Source organism: Bacillus sp. TL12 (genome assembly GCF_022625245.1).
Taxonomy (GTDB): domain Bacteria; phylum Bacillota; class Bacilli; order Bacillales; family Bacillaceae_G; genus Bacillus_A.
This window is the reverse complement of sequence record NZ_JAJJBY010000022.1, coordinates 26,040-43,957: the sequence shown is the minus strand read 5'-3', so window position 1 is coordinate 43,957 and position 17,918 is coordinate 26,040. Positions and strand designations below refer to the sequence as shown.

At 36.5% G+C, this 17,918-nt stretch carries 18 protein-coding genes; 11 read left to right on the top strand and 7 right to left on the bottom strand.

Annotated elements, in window-relative coordinates; all coding sequences use genetic code 11:
• Nucleotides 1-155 precede the first annotated feature (155 nt).
• Nucleotides 156-1,826, bottom strand: a complete 1,671-nt coding sequence (locus tag LOK41_RS18765; RefSeq protein WP_241817812.1) for an IS200/IS605 family accessory protein TnpB-related protein — start codon at nt 1,824-1,826, stop codon at nt 156-158.
• 397 nt (nt 1,827-2,223) lie between these two features.
• Between LOK41_RS18765 and glpF the strand changes: the two genes are divergently transcribed.
• From glpF to glpD, 3 genes are all read left to right on the top strand, one after another.
• Complete coding sequence (glpF, locus tag LOK41_RS18760; RefSeq protein WP_241817811.1) at nt 2,224-3,045, top strand: glycerol uptake facilitator protein GlpF; 822 nt, start codon at nt 2,224-2,226, stop codon at nt 3,043-3,045.
• Nucleotides 3,046-3,058: 13 nt separating this feature from the next.
• Nucleotides 3,059-4,549, top strand: a complete 1,491-nt coding sequence (glpK, locus tag LOK41_RS18755) for a glycerol kinase GlpK (RefSeq protein WP_241817810.1) — start codon at nt 3,059-3,061, stop codon at nt 4,547-4,549.
• Nucleotides 4,550-4,682: 133 nt separating this feature from the next.
• Nucleotides 4,683-6,365, top strand: a complete 1,683-nt coding sequence (glpD, locus tag LOK41_RS18750) for an aerobic glycerol-3-phosphate dehydrogenase (RefSeq protein ID WP_241817809.1) — start codon at nt 4,683-4,685, stop codon at nt 6,363-6,365.
• A gap of 431 nt (nt 6,366-6,796) precedes the next feature.
• On the opposite strand, the gene prsA is transcribed toward glpD, so the two are convergent.
• Nucleotides 6,797-7,645, bottom strand: coding sequence for a peptidylprolyl isomerase PrsA (gene prsA, locus LOK41_RS18745; RefSeq protein WP_241817808.1), 849 nt, complete (start codon nt 7,643-7,645; stop codon nt 6,797-6,799).
• A 625-nt stretch (nt 7,646-8,270) separates the two neighbouring features.
• Nucleotides 8,271-8,465, bottom strand: coding sequence for a hypothetical protein (locus LOK41_RS18740; RefSeq protein WP_098338972.1), 195 nt, complete (start codon nt 8,463-8,465; stop codon nt 8,271-8,273).
• A 119-nt stretch (nt 8,466-8,584) separates the two neighbouring features.
• Between LOK41_RS18740 and LOK41_RS18735 the strand changes: the two genes are divergently transcribed.
• On the top strand, nt 8,585-8,920 hold the full coding sequence (locus tag LOK41_RS18735) for a DUF1878 family protein (protein ID WP_241817807.1): 336 nt from the start codon (nt 8,585-8,587) through the stop codon (nt 8,918-8,920).
• A 6-nt stretch (nt 8,921-8,926) separates the two neighbouring features.
• On the opposite strand, the gene LOK41_RS18730 is transcribed toward LOK41_RS18735, so the two are convergent.
• Complete coding sequence (locus tag LOK41_RS18730; protein ID WP_241817806.1) at nt 8,927-9,484, bottom strand: HTH-type transcriptional regulator Hpr; 558 nt, start codon at nt 9,482-9,484, stop codon at nt 8,927-8,929.
• Nucleotides 9,485-9,784: 300 nt separating this feature from the next.
• A complete protein-coding gene (locus LOK41_RS18725; protein WP_241817805.1) occupies nt 9,785-10,147 on the bottom strand; it encodes a YtxH domain-containing protein in 363 nt (120 codons plus the stop codon).
• A gap of 79 nt (nt 10,148-10,226) precedes the next feature.
• On the opposite strand from LOK41_RS18725, the gene yhzF reads away from it, so the two are divergent.
• The gene (gene yhzF / locus LOK41_RS18720; RefSeq protein WP_241817804.1) at nt 10,227-10,418 is read left to right on the top strand and encodes a membrane protein YhzF; all 192 of its coding nucleotides are present in this window, start codon (nt 10,227-10,229) and stop codon (nt 10,416-10,418) included.
• Between the two features lies 1 nt (nt 10,419).
• Here yhzF and LOK41_RS18715 read toward each other — a convergent pair whose 3' ends face one another.
• A complete protein-coding gene (locus LOK41_RS18715; protein ID WP_241817803.1) occupies nt 10,420-10,854 on the bottom strand; it encodes an HIT family protein in 435 nt (144 codons plus the stop codon).
• Between the two features lie 585 nt (nt 10,855-11,439).
• Between LOK41_RS18715 and LOK41_RS18710 the strand changes: the two genes are divergently transcribed.
• From LOK41_RS18710 to LOK41_RS18685, 6 genes are all read left to right on the top strand, one after another.
• Nucleotides 11,440-12,183: an ABC transporter ATP-binding protein gene (locus tag LOK41_RS18710; RefSeq protein ID WP_241817802.1), complete on the top strand. Its 744-nt coding sequence runs from the start codon at nt 11,440-11,442 to the stop codon at nt 12,181-12,183.
• Nucleotides 12,176-13,387 carry an ABC transporter permease gene (locus tag LOK41_RS18705; RefSeq protein WP_241817801.1) on the top strand — a complete coding sequence of 404 codons (1,212 nt, stop codon included), beginning with the start codon at nt 12,176-12,178 and terminating at the stop codon, nt 13,385-13,387. Before LOK41_RS18710 ends, LOK41_RS18705 begins: the two co-directional genes overlap by 8 nt.
• A gap of 13 nt (nt 13,388-13,400) precedes the next feature.
• Nucleotides 13,401-14,120 carry an EcsC family protein gene (locus LOK41_RS18700; RefSeq protein WP_241817800.1) on the top strand — a complete coding sequence of 240 codons (720 nt, stop codon included), beginning with the start codon at nt 13,401-13,403 and terminating at the stop codon, nt 14,118-14,120.
• Nucleotides 14,121-14,514: 394 nt separating this feature from the next.
• Entirely contained in the window at nt 14,515-14,697 is a 183-nt protein-coding gene (locus LOK41_RS18695; RefSeq protein WP_241817799.1) for a hypothetical protein, read from the top strand.
• An 88-nt stretch (nt 14,698-14,785) separates the two neighbouring features.
• Nucleotides 14,786-15,262 carry a PH domain-containing protein gene (locus tag LOK41_RS18690; RefSeq protein WP_241817798.1) on the top strand — a complete coding sequence of 159 codons (477 nt, stop codon included), beginning with the start codon at nt 14,786-14,788 and terminating at the stop codon, nt 15,260-15,262.
• Entirely contained in the window at nt 15,255-16,664 is a 1,410-nt protein-coding gene (locus LOK41_RS18685; RefSeq protein WP_241817797.1) for a PH domain-containing protein, read from the top strand. Before LOK41_RS18690 ends, LOK41_RS18685 begins: the two co-directional genes overlap by 8 nt.
• 404 nt (nt 16,665-17,068) lie before the next feature.
• Here the strand turns inward: LOK41_RS18685 and LOK41_RS18680 are convergent, their stop codons facing one another.
• Nucleotides 17,069-17,728 (bottom strand): protein kinase family protein, encoded by a 660-nt coding sequence (locus tag LOK41_RS18680; RefSeq protein WP_241817796.1) that lies wholly within the window; start codon nt 17,726-17,728, stop codon nt 17,069-17,071.
• Nucleotides 17,729-17,918: the final 190 nt, after the last annotated feature.

Sequence of the window (17,918 nt, the reverse complement as noted above, 5' to 3'; positions counted from 1 at the left end):
CGACCTATTCTATCTTCCGACGAAAGGCAAACAAAATAGGTACCTCTACTTTTTCTTATATCGAGGCTAGAACACTTTATCATGCATCCAGTTCCTAGACTTATTATCTGCTCTGGTAATAAGCGTAAAAATCTGGGACAAAGTGTTCTTTTTTATCATGCAAATATTTTTGCTAATTTTTTCTTTTCATTTTCAAACAAGTGTAACCGTTCGATTTGTAAGACTTCTGTCGGCTGATCTACATCGTATAGCTGATAGAAATGATGCGTGCGAATATCCAATTGATTGTTTAATTGATGCCAATGGCTCCAGTGATGTGCTTCTTTATTTGGAATATAAGACTGCAATACCTTGGGCACTTTTTCTTTATACCCTAACCCACGGCGTCCAATCGTAAAAGCTGCGGATTGATGAATAGAGATGCCGAATTTCCGCATATATTTCATCTTTCCGGAGATTGAAGTGTACGCGGGATTCACTTGAAAGACAGCCACGCCCCTTTTATCTGCACGATTCAGAATGGCACTTGTCATCTTCTCATACGCAAACATACTCCTCATTCGATTCGCTCGCTTATTTCCGTAGCGATTCCCTGTTTTCGATTGGGTTGTATCTAACTTCTCGATGACAATCGGCTTGTTATACCGCTCCGCTAAGTCTACTAAGCGAATGGATTCCGCTTCGATGATTTTTGTGATTTGTCCTGTAGATTTCCCTATGATAGAAAAACGAAGGGAACCACTTCCTTTATAATTTCCATCCTTCGTTACATGTGCCCAAGCAAAATGCTCAAGATTACAATCTACACCGATGACACCATCTGATGTACTATAATTTGTGTTTGGATTTTCTGGTACATCGACTAAACATTTCACAATATAATAGGTACCATAGTCTTCCACAGACCATGCGATCGGTTTACCATGTTTCTTCTTGTTCTTACACTGTAATTGAGTTGTGATTACTTTCTCAATGACTTCTTGTCCATACGGGAACGTAACAGCTGGAAACATAAGTGTTTCCCCAGAACTTGTCGTCATCCATAATTCTTTTGTTTCCAGCACATACTGAAATACAAAATTGCCATGTTTGGCATCTTTCCGTCCAGATAGTATCAATTGTTTATTTCGAGCACGAGAAAATAATGTTTTCCATTTATCATGGTTACGTACAAACTCACGGATGGTAAATTGCGCGCGAAACAGTTTTTTGCTTCCAAATACTGCGCTTGGAATATTCGTTTGATCGGATGAAAGCTTTTGTATTAAACGGGATTGTCTGTGAGTGAGATGACCGATTTTCGCCTGAATTCTTTTCATTTGAACATCTAAGTATTGGTGTTCAAACAGATATTCACTTAGCCAAATTAAGGTGTCTTTTTTACGAGATAAGGAGATGAGGTTGTTGTGCTTCGCGAAGCGGGTGTTTTTCGGAAACGTCAGCGTTCCTTTCACACAACTTTGTTTGATTTTGCGAAGATTTGTTAGTTTTGTCCGTTCTTGTTTCAACTTTTTCTTGAGCTTTTTAAGCTTCTCTTGCGTTTGCTTTTCATATTGTTTTTGTAACGCCATTAAACCTGTAAACAGCGCCTTTGCTTCTTGCGCCGCACTGTTTGCATAATAATCATTCAATTGATAGTTTCGCTTGAGAACGAGATGAAGACTGTCTGGATACAACTTACGGTTCCAACGTTTTTCACGAACGATCGTTTGGAACGCAAAACGTTTTGCCTGATTAAATGTTTCGATTGTCTCTACCAATGCATCTACCATTTCATGTGGTACATCTATCTTGTAGATCCGTTTCGAAAAATACGCTTTCTTCACCTGTTCTCACCTTCTTTTATTTGATAAGATCATCATACAACAACACGAACGTATGTTCAACAAAAAAAGAGACGTTTTCTTTAAAAAGAAACAACCGATTCATCCCCCACCTTTACTTCGTTTAGAGGAGGGGGTCTTCTCGGTTAAAATGATAAAATGGATGTAAAAAGTGTCGAAAATGTGAAAAAATTTTATTGACACCGCTTTCATTTGGAGTTAACATTATAGATAAGTTAATAAACGTGACGGAGAAAAGAAGAGATCCACATTTCATTGTTTCTATATTGTTATATAGAAACGTGTTAGCTGTGGGTCTTTTTCTTTCGAAAAAAACGAATGGCCATTCATTTTCTCTCTATCACATTGGAATCATTTAAATTGAATGTGGAGGGATTTTATGTCAGCATTTTTAGGGGAGTTAATAGGGACAGCGTTGTTAATCGTTCTTGGTGGCGGCGTTTGTGCTGGTGTAAGTTTAAAGAAGTCGTTTGCTAAGGATTCTGGTTGGATTGTTATTACGATGGGATGGGGCTTGGCAGTTGCCATCGCAGCATATGCAGTAGGATCGATTAGTGGAGCACATTTAAACCCAGCACTAACAATTGGACTCGCATTTAAGGGAGCGTTCCCATGGAATGATGTACCAGGTTACATTGTAGCGCAAATGATTGGGGCAATCATCGGTGCAATTATCGTATATTTACATTACTTACCGCATTGGAAAGAAACAGAAGACCCAGGTACGAAGTTAGGTGTTTTTGCAACAGGACCAGCAATTCCGAACACATTTGCAAACCTTTTAAGTGAAATGATTGGAACATTCGTTTTAGTATTTGGTATATTAGCAATTGGTGCAAATAAATTCGCGGATGGTTTAAATCCATTCGTTGTCGGTTTCTTAATCGTAAGTATTGGTTTATCATTAGGTGGAACAACAGGGTATGCAATTAACCCAGCTCGTGATTTAGGGCCTCGTATTGCACACTTCTTCCTACCGATTCCGGGTAAAGGCGGATCAAACTGGAAGTATGCATGGATTCCGGTAGTAGGACCGATTTTAGGTGGATCACTTGCAGGTTTATTCCATCAAGTTGTATTTGACGGAAAACAAAATGCAGCACTTATTTATGTGATAATTGCAACTGTGATTGTACTAGCAATCTCTTATATGACAAGCAAAAAGAGCGGAAGTAATACAAATAGTAGAAAAGTAGCATAAGGGGGAACTGATTATGAAAAAATATATTCTTTCATTAGACCAAGGAACTACAAGTTCACGTGCAATCCTTTTTAATAAGGAAGGAAAAATTGTTCATTCAGCTCAAAAAGAGTTTACACAACATTTTCCAAAGCCAGGTTGGGTAGAGCATAATGCGCACGAAATTTGGGGATCTATTTTAGCAGTTATCGCAACTTGTTTAAGTGAAGCGGATGTAAAACCAGAACAAATCGCGGGTATCGGAATTACAAACCAACGTGAAACAACGGTTGTATGGGATAAAGAAACGGGTAAGCCAGTTTATAATGCAATCGTATGGCAATCACGCCAAACAGCTGAAATTTGTGATGAGTTAAAAGAAAAAGGCTATGGCGACATGGTTCGCGAAAAAACAGGTCTTTTAATTGATGCGTACTTCTCTGGTACGAAAGTAAAATGGATTTTAGATAACGTTGAAGGTGCAAGAGAAAAAGCAGAGCGCGGCGAATTATTATTCGGTACAATTGATACATGGCTTGTATGGAAACTATCTGGCGGTAAAGCGCACGTAACAGATTACTCAAATGCATCACGTACATTAATGTTTAATATTCATGACCTAGAGTGGGATAATGAGCTTTTAGACATGTTAACAGTGCCAAAGAGCATGCTTCCAGAAGTACGTCCATCATCTGAAGTATACGGTCATACAATTGATTATCATTTCTTCGGTCAAAATGTACCAATTGCAGGTGTTGCAGGTGATCAACAAGCAGCGTTATTTGGACAAGCTTGCTTCGGTGAAGGTATGGCGAAAAATACATACGGAACTGGTTGTTTCATGTTAATGAACACAGGTGAGAAAGCAGTTGCGTCTGAGCACGGCCTATTAACAACAATTGCATGGGGTTTAAATGGTAAAGTTGAATATGCATTAGAAGGAAGTATTTTCATAGCAGGTTCAGCAATCCAGTGGTTACGTGACGGCATGCGTCTGTTTAAAGATGCAAGTGAGAGCGAAGAATACGCAAATCGCGTAGAATCAACAGATGGCGTATATGTTGTTCCAGCATTCGTAGGACTTGGAACACCGTACTGGGATAGTGAAGTACGCGGAGCAGTATTTGGCGTAACACGCGGAACAACGAAAGAGCACTTTATTCGTGCAACGCTAGAGTCATTAGCATACCAAACGAAAGATGTATTATGCGCAATGGAAGCTGATTCAGGTATTCAGCTGAAAACATTACGTGTAGACGGCGGAGCAGTTAAGAATAACTTCTTAATGCAGTTCCAAAGTGATATGTTAGATGTTCCAGTAGAGCGTCCAGAAGTAAATGAAACAACGGCTTTAGGTGCAGCATATTTAGCAGGTCTTGCAGTTGGATATTGGGAAAACCAAGACGAAATTAAAGCGCAGTGGAATATGGATCGAAGCTTTACACCAGCAATGGAAGCGGGAACAAGCGAAGAGCTATATGCTGGATGGAAAAAAGCAATTGAAGCAACAAAAGCTTTTAAATAATCATAAACAGTGTTATAATGATGATAAGTTAATAATTCGGTAGGAGATATGGAGAGACCACAACACGCTATAGAGGCGGAATCTATAGCGGAGTTTGTGGTCTCTTTTTTCGTATAAATAGGGAGGAATTACCATGAAATTTTCAAGTAAACAACGTAAAGACGTATTAAACGGAGTAAATAAACAAGAATTAGATGTGATCGTAATTGGTGGAGGGATTACTGGTTCTGGTATTGCATTAGATGGAGCAACACGCGGTTTATCAACGATTGTGTTCGAAATGCAAGACTTTGCAGCAGGTACATCAAGTCGTTCAACGAAACTTGTACACGGTGGTTTACGTTATTTAAAACAACTTGAAGTGAAGATGGTAGCAGAGGTGGGGAAAGAGCGTGCGATCGTATATGAGAACGGTCCCCATGTAACAACACCAGAATGGATGTTATTACCGTTCCATAAGGGTGGTACATTCGGTTCATTTAGTACATCAATCGGTCTTCGTGTATACGATTTCCTAGCAGGTGTAAAACGAAGCGAGCGTAGAAAAATGTTTAGCCGTGAAGAAACAATGAAGAAAGAACCGCTTGTAAAACAAGAAGGCCTAAAGGGCGGTGGTTACTACGTAGAGTATCGTACAGATGATGCACGTTTAACAATTGAAGTAATGAAAGAAGCAATTGAACACGGTGCAAAAGCAGTCAACTATGCAAAAGTAGACGGTTTCTTATATAAAGATGGAAAAGTATGCGGTGTACGCGTTATCGACTTATTAGATGGCGAAGTATACGAAGTATATGGTAAGAAAATTGTAAACGCAGCTGGTCCTTGGGTAGATACACTTCGTGAAAAAGATAATTCTAAAAAAGGAAAAGTACTGCAATTATCGAAAGGTGTTCACTTAGTTATCGATCAAAAACGTTTCCCACTTGGGCAAGCGATCTACTTTGATACACCAGACAAACGTATGGTGTTCGCGATTCCACGCGGCGGGAAAACATATGTAGGTACAACAGATACGTTCTATGATAAAGACGCAGCAGTACCACAAATGACAACAGAAGATCGCACATATATCATCAATGCGATCAACTATATGTTCCCAAGCGTTAAGATTACAGAGAAAGACATTGAATCAAGCTGGGCTGGTGTTCGTCCATTAATTTATGAAGAAGGAAAGAATGCATCTGAAATTTCTCGTAAGGATGAAATTTGGACTTCTGAATCAGGTTTAATTACAATTGCGGGTGGTAAGTTAACAGGATATCGCAAAATGGCTGAAATGGTAGTTGACTATGTAACATCTCTACTACAAAAAGAAGGACATAGCGCATATCCGAAAAGTGAAACGAAACATATGCCAATTTCAGGCGGTCATGTAGGTGGTTCTAAACAGTTACCAACATTCATTGCGAAAAAAGCACAAGAAGGAACGAAATACGGCTTAACGACGCAACAAGCTGAAGAGTTTGCGAAATTCTATGGCTCTAACGTTGATATTCTCTTTAACTTAGCAAAAGAGCTAAAAGCAGATGCAAAAGAGTATAACATGCCGTTAGACGTACTTGTACCGCTTGTATACGCGATGGACTATGAAATGACAGCAAAACCTGTTGACTTCTTCGTACGCCGCAGAGGGGCTGTATTCTTCAACATTCATTGGGTATACGATTGGAAAGAAAACGTAATTGCGTATATGGCAGCAAAATTAGGCTGGAGCAAAGAAGAACAAATGAAATATACAGCTGAACTAGAAAAAGCATTAACGGACGCTGTAGTGCCTGTAGATCAGCAGGAGCAAGCTGCTGCGTTAGCATAAGGAAGTAGCAATAAAGAAGCGCCTAGTACCTGTTAGGCGCTTCTTTGAATTCCGTGTCATTTAGCGTATGTATCGTCACGCAATTTGTCAAATGGTCGATATCCTATGTCGAATCGCCGATATATATCAATTTGCGCCGATATATTGTGAGAAACGATTGATATATTTGCAAAATCGCCGATAAAATTTCATTTACTATTTTTTAGAGGGATAAGCTTCACTTTCTTAGTGGACATAAAAATAATAATAGCAATTTTTTTATGTTTTTTTATATTTTTTTTGTTATAATAACATACGGGTTAAGGGAAGACTTTCATCTTCCCTTGTGTTTTTATCTGCATCTAGCTTTTTGCTAGATGCTTTTTTTATATAAAAATACCTAAAAACAAAATAAGCTGCCAGGAAAGGCCTGACAGCTTATTTCATAACAATTATTTCTTTTCTTTGTCCTCTTTTGGAGTCTCAAAAGTATCTTTTAAGTCTTTATCGTTAACTTTCACGTCAGCTTTTTTCAGTTCTTTCTCTTGAAGCTTAGCCATGAACTCGCCATCTTGCATTTTTTTCGCAACAAGATCTTTTTTGATGTCAGCTTTTGAGTCATCAAATGATTTTTCTTGTTCTTTAATATCAGTTACTTTAATGATATGGTAACCGAATTGTGATTTTACAGGTTCACTTACTTCATCTTTTTTCATTTTATATGCAGCTTCTTCAAATTCTTTTACCATTTTACCAGGTCCGAAGAAACCTAAGTCGCCGCCTTTTTCTTTTGATCCTGTATCTTCAGAGTATTGCTTTGCAAGTTCTTCAAAAGATTTACCTTGTCCAAGTTCTTCTTTTACTTTTTTCGCAGTTGCTTCATCTTTTACAAGGATGTGACTTGCTTTAATTTCAGGTTTGTAATTTTCTTTTAGTTCTTTTTCAGTGATAGAACTTTCAATTGCTTTGTTCATCGCTAATTCAGCACGAACGCTTTCTTTAAATGATTTATCCGTAAATCCTTGTTGTTTTAAAGCGGCATCAAATTGATCACCAAGTTGCTTCTTATACTCGTCGTATTTCTTGTCAACTGCTTTATCGTCGATTTTATAGTTTGTAACAAGTACTTTTTCTAGTACCATACCATTTAAAATTTGTTTACCAGCTCTGTCTTTCATCTTTTCATAAAATTCGTCTTTTGAAATGTCACCAGCTTTAGAGGTAACGATTTTATCAGCTGATCCACATGCTGATAAGGCAATCAAACTTGTTGCTGCTAAGGCAAGCATAGCTTTCTTCATTCAATAAACACTCCTACTATTATGTATTTTTAATTCATCCCGCACAAATAAACATTTTTGTTCATAAGAGCCCGATTAAGTCTCACTGGTTTGCTTTTTTATAAGGTAAAAAACCTTGCTTAACAGGGCTTACCGAGGCTGAGGATGAAATCTAGCTGAAGGTAATTTTATTCTATAGTATAAGCAATATGTACAAAATTTAATATATCATATTTCGACGTCTTTTCCTATTGATAAAGAAAAATTACCCATTTGTTTATGAGGATTGTCAGATTGGGGATAAGTACCAATTTGGGCGCATGTAGCATATATATATATCCAATTTGATTTTCTAACATATAAATTGCGGTTATGAAGAATAGAAGAAGACTTCTTCTCATTTTTCTCTTCTATTTTCGCATGGCATGGGATTAAAAAGGGCACTGACCGCTTCTATCCATGAGCGGATTTTCTCTTCCACCTAAAAGGAATGGTTTTATGATGGTCTATAGACAAGAGGAGAAGGGATGGGATGAGTGAATGAATTCAACACTTATTATTTTATTGCTTGTACTGTTTATTTTATTGGTTATAGTAGGTATAATTTGCTTATAGAGGAAAAAAGTGAGGAAGGGGCTTTCCTTCCTCACTTTCCATGAAATATAATTTCTATATAACTAGAAATTAATAGAATCGTAATACATACATTAATCACTCGAAATGCGCTCGTTTGGCGTCTCTCGGATAGTTGTTTTCGTACGCAAAGTGTATGCGTCAGGAAATTCGTGTAGAATAGAACAATAAGTGCAAATGTGACAAAAACAATTTCTATAAGAGTCACGAGGAGATACCCCCTTTTGGCCAAAATACATATACTTTCATATATTGTATCATACGATATTTTGTTCGTGTTATAAAATTCAGAAATAGAAGACATTGTGTTAGAAAGTGAGGGAGAAAATGGACGTTGTAAAGAGACTAGAACAAGCTGAATATTATGTAGAACTTCTTTTTCAAATGATCGACGAAGATAAGTGTCCATTTTATTCTTTAATTATAAAGAAAAAAGCTCGTAAAAAGGATATTGAACGTATACTGAATCTTTGTGAACAATTGAACGAACAATACATAGCAGAGAAGCAAGAAGGATTACTTTTATTCGATGCTCTTTTGGAGCAGTTTGAAAAAGCGCTTCCACATCAGCTCGAAGTAAACGAGACTGCGGAAGCGCTAGTAAAACAAGGCCTATTTCAGCCACTTATGCAAGAATTTTTACGCATGACAGCGAAAAAATAATCGATTTTATTTTTTAACTAATTTTTGATCGTGTTCCGTAAAATTTTCCTCAATATTTTCTAGTGATTTCTCAAAAATATCGATAAAATCTTGTCCATAAATATTTCTTAAAATCGCGATTAATTCGATATTTTCTGGGAACTTACCGTAGAAGTTGCGAAGAGCAAGAGCGCCATTAAAGACCGAATTACTTTCAGGGTCATACTCCTCCATTAATTGCAGCAGCAATTCTTCCCCTTTTGGTGTAATTTCAATATACGTATTTCGCTTATCATCTTCTTTCTTTGAGAATACAAGATAGCCGCGCTCTTCAAGTTTTTTAGAAAAGTTAAATGCCGTCGATACGTGCATCACGCCAAACTTTGCAATCTCAGAAATAGAAGCCCCTTTTAAATGATAAGCAATCGATAAAATATGATGCTCATTAATGTTTAAATCGTATGGTTTAATCCACTGTTGCCAATCTTTTTCTACACATTTCCATAATGCCTTTGATAATTGAGCAATGCGTTGGCTAAAAATCATTGCTTCTTTGACCGAATAATCTTTTTCTCCACTTTTCATGTACTCACCCACTTTTACATTCTTATTCATTAGTATCTATTATGCCAGTAAAATAAAAATTAATAAAGTCTTTTTGTGAGAATTGTGAAAATTTTTCGGAAAAATTATAATTTTGTACAAATCATGCATAATTGTGGAAGCGTTTTAGGTGTCGTAACTATAAGTGTCATCTTCACATAGTAATGGATAACATATATTGTAAATGCATAAAAACACGACATATCTATGTGATATGTCGCGAGAAGAGAAATATTTATAAAAAATATTTGTTATATGCAAAAACTAAGAATGGAACATCGTTTACGCTTTTTCTGGAACTGCTTGTTGCAATTTTTCAATTGACTGTTGAATATCTAAAATCTCTTTTTCAATATGACGCTTGTTCTGTGAAATATCTTGTTTCCATGTGGAAAGTGTATCTTGCATATCATCTTTCAATTCTTGAAAGGCTTCTTTCCCTTCTGAAGCTGTTTCAACAATTTGACGTTTTAATAATTTTGTATCAGCTGCAATATCTGATAACGTCTTTTTCACATCATTTCCTTTTTCTTTTAGTTTACTGCGCATATCTTTACCAGAAGAAGGAGTTGAAAAAAGAACGGCTAGTCCAGCGACAGCACCGCCACAAATTAAACCTGTTACAAAGGATTTAGCTTTTGACATAAAAGGAAACCTCCTTATTTTTTGCTTGTATTCATGATGTACAAAACAGTGCATATGCTTAAGACAAGGGGGGAGAAAAGTGAAACTTGTAACAACAATTTGTTTTATCGTAAGTCTTTTCTTTCTTGTGCGCGCTATGCATTTGCTGTTATTTGTAAAACAAAAAAGATCGTATCCTCCAGCACTTTGGGTGAAAAAACAAGCCATGCAGTATATGTCTTTTGGAGGAATTGGCTTGTTATGTACAATTTTGTTTTATATGCTTCTATAGTCTATTTTACACTATTTGCAATGGTACTTGCGATGTTTTGTAAATTTTCCGTCGTATATTCATTTTGGTGTGATTTCCAAACGGCGCCAAAACCATCGTTTTCACCGTAGCGTGGAATTAAGTGAAGGTGGAAGTGGAATACAGTTTGTCCAGCTTTTTCACCGTTGTTATTTAGAAGGTTAAAGCCAACTGGGTTAAATTCAGATTTAATCGCATTTGCGATTTTCGGAACGACAGAAAAAATGTGTGCTGCAATTTCTGGCGTTAAAGCAAAAATATCTTGTTTATGTACCTTTGGAATAACGAGTGTATGCCCTTTTGTCACTTGACTAATATCTAGAAATGCAAGTACATGTTCATCTTCATATACTTTTGAGCAAGGAATTTGTCCTTCAATAATTTTACAAAAAATACAATTATCTGCTGTGTGATTCATTGTCCTCATCCTTTCAAGTAGGTCTTAGCCGTATTTTACCATACTTACATAGGAGAACAAATACGAAAAACAGGAAGCTGACTCAGCTTCCTGTTTTCTGAAGAGGGATTGAAAAAGCATTTAATTTAATCTACCGTTCGCAGACACCTCATTTATTTAGGAAATATGTGACAATTCGGCTCGTATTCTGCCTTAGACACCCCATTTGCAATGAAATGATAATCCTTTATAAAATGAACTTGTTTATTTTATAAAACAGTATATACTCTCCTCGAGACACCCCGTTTCTAAAATGAAACAAATTATCTGGTTTCGTGTAAATTTTCTTTGTCCATTATGGACACCCCATTTCATGATGATTTCGCTAGGCTATGTTCATCAATTAAGTGGTTGCTTTTTCAATGTGTTCCTTCTTCACTAATTATGATGTCCCGTTTCAGAAAAGGTATGCAAAGAAATTAAATTTTTTTGAAGAAATTTAGATACTATGTAGTGTCTTTTATTTTTTGGTAAGATGGATATATAGAAACGACTAGAAGTCACGCTGTAATAGGCGGATGAATATAACGAAGAAAGTGGTGTCATATGGGACAGTTATTACGTGTGGAAAATGTCACAGGAGGATATACGAAGCGGCCAGTGCTACAAGATGTTTCATTTTTTGTTAATAAAGGTGAACTTGTTGGCTTAATCGGTTTAAATGGAGCAGGTAAAAGTACGACGATTAAACATATTATCGGGTTAATGGAACCGAAAAAAGGTACTGTAACAATTAACGGAAAAAGTATTAGAGAAGATATGACTGCATATCGCTCTAGTTTTTCATTCATTCCGGAAACACCTGTATTATATGATGAGTTAACGTTAGAAGAACATTTGAAGTTAACAGCGATGGCATATGGTGTTGATGAGCAGCAATATGAAGAACGTGTTCAGCGACTATTAAAAGAATTTCGAATGACGAATCGTTTGAAATGGTTCCCGGCTCATTTTTCAAAAGGGATGAAGCAGAAAGTAATGATTATGAGTGCGTTTCTTGTTGAACCATCGCTTTATATTGTCGATGAACCTTTCGTTGGACTTGATCCGTTAGCGATTCAATCACTTCTTCAAATGATGGACAAGATGAAAAAGAGTGGTGCTGGCATTTTAATGAGTACCCATATTTTAGCGACAGCAGAACGTTACTGTGATTCCTTTATTATTTTACATCAAGGTGAAATCCGTGCGAAAGGAACACTATCTGAGTTGCAGTCACAATTTAACATGCCAGGTGCAACGCTAGACGATATTTATATTGCGTTAACAAAGGAAGAAGATTATGAATAGTAAAGCGTTATGGAAAGAACGATTCAAGTATTTCTTAAAAGAAGTTCGTACATATAGTAAGTATGTTTTTAATGATCATTTAAAATTTATTTTCGTATTTATCATTGGAGCAGGTGCGTATTATTATCAGCAATGGCTGCAAACACTGACTCCGTCATTTCCGACCGCGCTTGTTATGGCGGTGCTACTTGGACTTGTATTAACGGCGGGATCGATTCAAACGTTATTAAAAGAAGCAGATCTTGTGTACTTGCTTCCAGTTGAAGAAAAGCTAAAACCGTATTTTACGAAGGCGTTTCTTTTTACGTTTATGATTCAGCTATATGTAATCGCAATTGTATCTGCTGCACTTGCTCCGCTCTATTTCCAGCAGATGAAGCAAACAGGCGGGGCTTACATATGGATTGTGGCCGCACTTGTGTTAGTCAAAGCATGGAATTTATTTGTAGCATGGGAAAAATCATTTTTAACAGATCAAGGCATGCAGCGCGCGGATTGGTTCATTCGCTTTTTATGTAATGGATTATTTGTGTACTTTCTTGTCGAGCGTACTTCAGTGATTTACATTGGAGTAATCCTCTTTGTAATGGTTATCTATCTTGCCTTTATGCATCAAAAGGTAAAAGGAAAACCGTTAAATTGGGAATACTTAATTGCAGAAGAAGGCAGAAAAATGATGCTTTTATACCGCATCGCCAACATGTTTGTCGATGTACCAGCATTAAAAGAACGAGTATCACGCCGAAAATGGCTTGATTTTGTGCTTTCCATAATCGGGGAAAAACGTACATATTTATATTTGTATACACGTACATTTTTAAGATCAGGAAACTACTTGGGTCTCTATATGCGCTTACTTGCGATTGGTGGGGTAATTTTATACTTCATACCGTTTTTATATGGTCGCTTCATTGTGAGTATCGTATTTCTATATTTAATTGGATATCAACTACTAAGCCTTTGGAAACATCATCGTTTAAAACTTTGGCTTGATTTATATCCAGTGACCCATGAAGAAAAGAAAAAGGATTTTCTGAAACTGCTCAGTGCAATTTTATGTGTTGGTAGTATTGTATTTACAATCATATTTGCTTTCGCAACAAAAGATATCATCATGACTTGTATTGTGCTTGCCATTAACATAGCTTTTAGTATCGGTTTTGTTTATCAATATGGCGCAAAACGTATCGAACGTTTAAACTGAAAGGAATGAACTTATGACTGTATATGAAGAGAAGGTCATAAAAGAATTGCAGCAGTGGAAACATACAATCATGAAAGATTCTTCTATAATGACTCGGTTTTCGAAAAAGGTACAAACGAAAGTGCAACAGCTAATCCCAGAAAAAGTGCAAAATGTATTAACAGAAACAATAAAAAAGATGGTGCAAGGTATTAGCGCTGGATCCAATTTTATAAAACCGAAGTTAAAAGAAACAGATTGGTCTTTGCAACGAAGAGATGAAGAAGTGCTAAAGAAAATGGACGAGTACAAAAAGATTGCCGCAGCAGAAGGCGCTGGAACAGGAGCGGGTGGTATTCTCTTAGGACTTGCAGATTTCCCGCTCCTGCTCAGCATTAAAATTAAATTTTTATTTGATGCAGCGACTATGTATGGATTCGATACGAGCAAAGAGGAAGAGCGCCTCTTTATTCTGCATGTCTTTCAGCTGGCATTTTCCAGTGACGATCATCGTAAGGAAATATGGAAAGCAATCGAAACGTGGGACACAGAGAAAGAAAATCATATGGACTGGGAGAAATTCCAGAAAGAGTATCGCGATTATATTGATTTAGCAAAAATGCTGCAGCTTGTGCCAGTCATTGGTGCGCCGGTTGGAGCGTATGCAAATTATCAATTGTTGCAGCGGCTTGGCGAGGTGACGATGAATTGTTATCGTTTGCGTTTGCTGCAGCAGAAGGGAATACGTATATAAAAGATATAAAACCTTTCTTTTTAGGTGGAAGAGAGCGTCCGACCGAGCATAGAAGCGGTCAGAGCCTTTTTTCACCCCATGCCATGTGAAAACAAAAGGAGAGAACGAGAGGAAGTCTGCTTTTATTTTCATAGCAGCAACTTATATGTTGAAAACTAAATAGACGTGTACATTTGAAGAAAAGCTTTCACATTTTGTGGAAGCTTTTTCAGAGTGTCGGAAAATGAAATAGATTCTTGTTTTCGTGTCGTTATTTGCCGAATGGTCGATATCCTGTGTCGAATCGCCGATAAAATTTAATTGCTATATGTAGAAAAGAGGTTATTGAAAAATCTTCAAAGAAAATAACTTTTTGTATATATAATGAGTAACGAATAGAGAGGAGAAGGAAAAGATGAAATTTCGCAAAGGCTGGTTTCTCGGATTTCTTGGGCTAATAGGAGTGTATAAGTTTCCAAATGTAATTGATGCGTTTCAAGGTGAAAAAGACTGGACGGCATTGATTGGTCTTATTTGGTTCATCTGGTTCGGTTACTTTATTCCTGAGAAGAAAGATGATGAAAAGAAAGAATTATAATAAAAACATTTCTATTTCTATGTAATTTTCTGTAAAATGATAAAACGAGAGAATTCACATATTAGATTACTAAATTTGGAGTGATTAGATGCAGCCATTGGAAAATGAAATTCATCCTGATATGGTCAAAGTTTGGAAAGCTCGTGTTTTAATTGAGCTAGGTATAAGTATATTAGTCATCCTTGCGTATCTCTTTTTCATGATTAAGTTTAATTGGTGGGCCTGGATTTTGTATGTCCTGATTGGATTGACGGTTGTATATACACCGTTCGAGTATTTTGTGCTTCAAAAACTACGTCAGCGCTATCATAGCTATCAATTAAATGAAGAAGAATTAGAAATTCAGCACGGGATGTTTACAGTTAAGCGTGTATTAGTTCCGATGATTCGTGTACAACACGTTACAATTGAACAAGGACCGATTATGAGAAAACATGGTCTAGCAGAATTACAGATTTCAACTGCCGCAACTTCTCATAGTATTCCAGGGTTGAAGATGAGAGAAGCGGAACAGCTGAAGCGTCAAATTGGAGAACTTGCGAAGGTGAGTGATGAGGATGTATAAGAGGCAGCATCCGATCACGATGTTATTGGAATTAAAGATAACAGACTTTATTCCATTTATCATTTTTCTGTTTAGTTTAAAAGGAAAGTTTCCATTTTGGTATCTCGTACCGATCGGCTTCTTAGTGATTTCAATCGTCTCTGTTATTGTGGGTTGGTACTATAAAGTATATTGGATTGAAAATAATGTACTGCACATTAAACAAGGATTATTTGTGAAAAAAGAAAGTTACTTGAATAAAGAACGTGTCCAGACAATTAATACTAGTTCAAGTATGTTATATCAAATATTAGGTTTAACGAAGCTCAAAATTGAAACAGCTGGCGGTGGTAATGAGCCAGAGGTAAGTTTAGCTGGTATTAAGGCTGATGAAGCAAAAACATTAATTGCAATGTTAAATGAACAGGCAGATGAACATCAGGAAATGCAAGAGGATGCTGTAAATGTTAGTTTGGAAGAGGAGGATAAGACGGAATATAAGTTGACTTGGAAGGAAATTTTATTAGCTTCTGTGACATCCGGTCAATTTGGTTTGTTGTTCTCTCTATTATTCTTTGTTTACTCCCAAGTAGATGAATATATCCCAAAATGGATTGAAAAAAGGGTAGAAACATATGTAATGGATAATGATGTGTATGGCTGGATTTATATGATCGCAATCTTGCTTGTTATCTCTTGGATTGTATCCACATTTGGTTACGCTTTAAAGCATGCGAACTTTACCGTGCATCGGAAAAATGATGAAATTCGCATTTCACAAGGACTTCTTGAGAGAAAAGAACTTGTGCTGAAGTTGCACCGCATTCAAGGGATTACGATAAAAGAAGGGATATTCCGCCAACCATTTGGCTATTGCTCTGTGCATGTAGAGGTGATTCAAAATAATGAGGAAGGTGAGAAGAATGTTACGCTCCATCCGGTTATTCGGAAAGACCGCGTCGCAGAATTGCTTGCTCATCTGCGGTTGCCATATGAACTAAATCAAAATGTTACAGCCTTGCCAAAAACGGCACTGCGTCGCTATTTGTTAGATAGTTTTATTTTCTTTTGTATATTAGCCGTTCCAATTACAGGTGCGAGTATATACTTTGAAAAATATTTTGGCATTTGGGCGCTGTTACCTCTGTTTGGATTACTGATGTCACTTGGATATGCAACGTTTCGTGCAGGGGGCTATAGCGTAGAAGGGGAGCAGTTAACAATCGTGTATCGCAGCCTTGCGAAATATACAGGATTAGTGCGCAGAAGACATGTACAGTCAATAGAGAAAACACAGTCTTACTTTCAGCGCGGAGCTCAGTTATGTTCACAAAATTTCTTTAGTGCATCCACAAATTATAAATTAGAGCATACGCGTTTAGAAGATGCAGAACGTATGCAGAATTGGTATAAGAATAAGTAGGATATGGGGTACAGCCAACGTACTAACATAAAACCCACGCTAAGGAAAAGAAAACTTGATATAAAAGGGTTCCTTGCGTAACAAAAAGGATTACGATTAATAATGTTACAAATTATTTTTGATACACTATTTTGTTACAACTAAATCGGCTAAATGAAGGCAACTTTTATTGAAACCCATGTTGTAACAAAAACGTTCATTTTAGTTACAATCCTTAGCGTACAAAAATCAAGGTTTTTACTTCCATAAAATGTATTAGCGTAGGTTTTATGTCATTTGGTTGGCGGGACTCCTTCATGAAGTTATAAAATTAGGACCGTACATATTAGACATATCTAAAATGTACGGTCCTTTTGTTTACTAGTGGTTCACTTATCTAACCTAAAGATAAGTATGTGGTCCTTTTACAATTTGAATTTCTTTTTAAGCTTCTTATATTTTCTATATGAACGTCTAACAATGTTTAACATGAAATACGGTATTTTAACAGGGAAAGGCAATTTATAAATGAAGGGCAAGTAAAATGTAAAATATGCCTTTTCTAGGTCTCTCCACTTACTATCTTCTTTTGTTTTTAAGAAATCAGATACATCGACTACATATCCCCTTCCGTTTTCCATCATCACATTTTTCCCATGAACATCACAAGGAGTTAATCCTTGTTCCCTTGCATACTCTAAAGCTTCATTGATATCAAGGATTACCTGCTTAGGAATTTTAATTCCCTTATGGATAGCATCGTATAAGGTAATTTCTTTTAAACGTTTCAATACTATGAAATTTTCTCCTTTATATATAAGCTTTGAATAAGAAGGGTGATTTCCGATTCTTCGGTATACTTCTGACTCTTTTTCAATTCCTTCTCCTTCTCGCGCGTAAACTTTCACTACCCAATCTTTGTATTCTTTGTGCATAAATACTGCGGCATAATTACCTGTCCCTAAACACTTCCAAAGTCTAGGAATATCTTTAACTACTATAGGCTCGAATTCATCCTCACTTCTTATGCTTACCTCTTTTAATAATTCGTTCTTTATCAATCCCACAAAACTATTTATACTCATCATTTCCACTCCGGTTTTGCTAAAAGGGGTTCCATCCTATGCCCATCAAGCTAAGATTTTAAGACACCCCAATAACGAGAATTTTGCCTTTTTACAGTTATTTATGAGAATTCAGCTCATTTTTTTCGTTTGTGCTACTTTTTTTCTTGAAACTTTTTTGTTTTTTAGTAACAACTCAAAGATATAAAAA

What these genes read in the sequence shown, in the direction of transcription:
- LOK41_RS18705 (WP_241817801.1), top strand. Translation starts at nt 12,176, where the DNA reads ATGAATAGTAAAGCGTTATGGAAAGAACGATTCAAGTATTTCTTAAAA.
- LOK41_RS18690 (WP_241817798.1), top strand. Translation starts at nt 14,786, where the DNA reads ATGCAGCCATTGGAAAATGAAATTCATCCTGATATGGTCAAAGTTTGG.
- LOK41_RS18695 (WP_241817799.1), top strand. Translation starts at nt 14,515, where the DNA reads ATGAAATTTCGCAAAGGCTGGTTTCTCGGATTTCTTGGGCTAATAGGA.
- LOK41_RS18700 (WP_241817800.1), top strand. Translation starts at nt 13,401, where the DNA reads ATGACTGTATATGAAGAGAAGGTCATAAAAGAATTGCAGCAGTGGAAA.
- glpF (WP_241817811.1), top strand. Translation starts at nt 2,224, where the DNA reads ATGTCAGCATTTTTAGGGGAGTTAATAGGGACAGCGTTGTTAATCGTT.
- LOK41_RS18710 (WP_241817802.1), top strand. Translation starts at nt 11,440, where the DNA reads ATGGGACAGTTATTACGTGTGGAAAATGTCACAGGAGGATATACGAAG.
- prsA (WP_241817808.1), bottom strand. Translation starts at nt 7,645, where the DNA reads ATGAAGAAAGCTATGCTTGCCTTAGCAGCAACAAGTTTGATTGCCTTA.
- glpK (WP_241817810.1), top strand. Translation starts at nt 3,059, where the DNA reads ATGAAAAAATATATTCTTTCATTAGACCAAGGAACTACAAGTTCACGT.
- LOK41_RS18680 (WP_241817796.1), bottom strand. Translation starts at nt 17,728, where the DNA reads ATGAGTATAAATAGTTTTGTGGGATTGATAAAGAACGAATTATTAAAA.
- glpD (WP_241817809.1), top strand. Translation starts at nt 4,683, where the DNA reads ATGAAATTTTCAAGTAAACAACGTAAAGACGTATTAAACGGAGTAAAT.
- LOK41_RS18715 (WP_241817803.1), bottom strand. Translation starts at nt 10,854, where the DNA reads ATGAATCACACAGCAGATAATTGTATTTTTTGTAAAATTATTGAAGGA.
- LOK41_RS18735 (WP_241817807.1), top strand. Translation starts at nt 8,585, where the DNA reads ATGGACGTTGTAAAGAGACTAGAACAAGCTGAATATTATGTAGAACTT.
- LOK41_RS18730 (WP_241817806.1), bottom strand. Translation starts at nt 9,484, where the DNA reads ATGAAAAGTGGAGAAAAAGATTATTCGGTCAAAGAAGCAATGATTTTT.
- LOK41_RS18685 (WP_241817797.1), top strand. Translation starts at nt 15,255, where the DNA reads ATGTATAAGAGGCAGCATCCGATCACGATGTTATTGGAATTAAAGATA.
- LOK41_RS18725 (WP_241817805.1), bottom strand. Translation starts at nt 10,147, where the DNA reads ATGTCAAAAGCTAAATCCTTTGTAACAGGTTTAATTTGTGGCGGTGCT.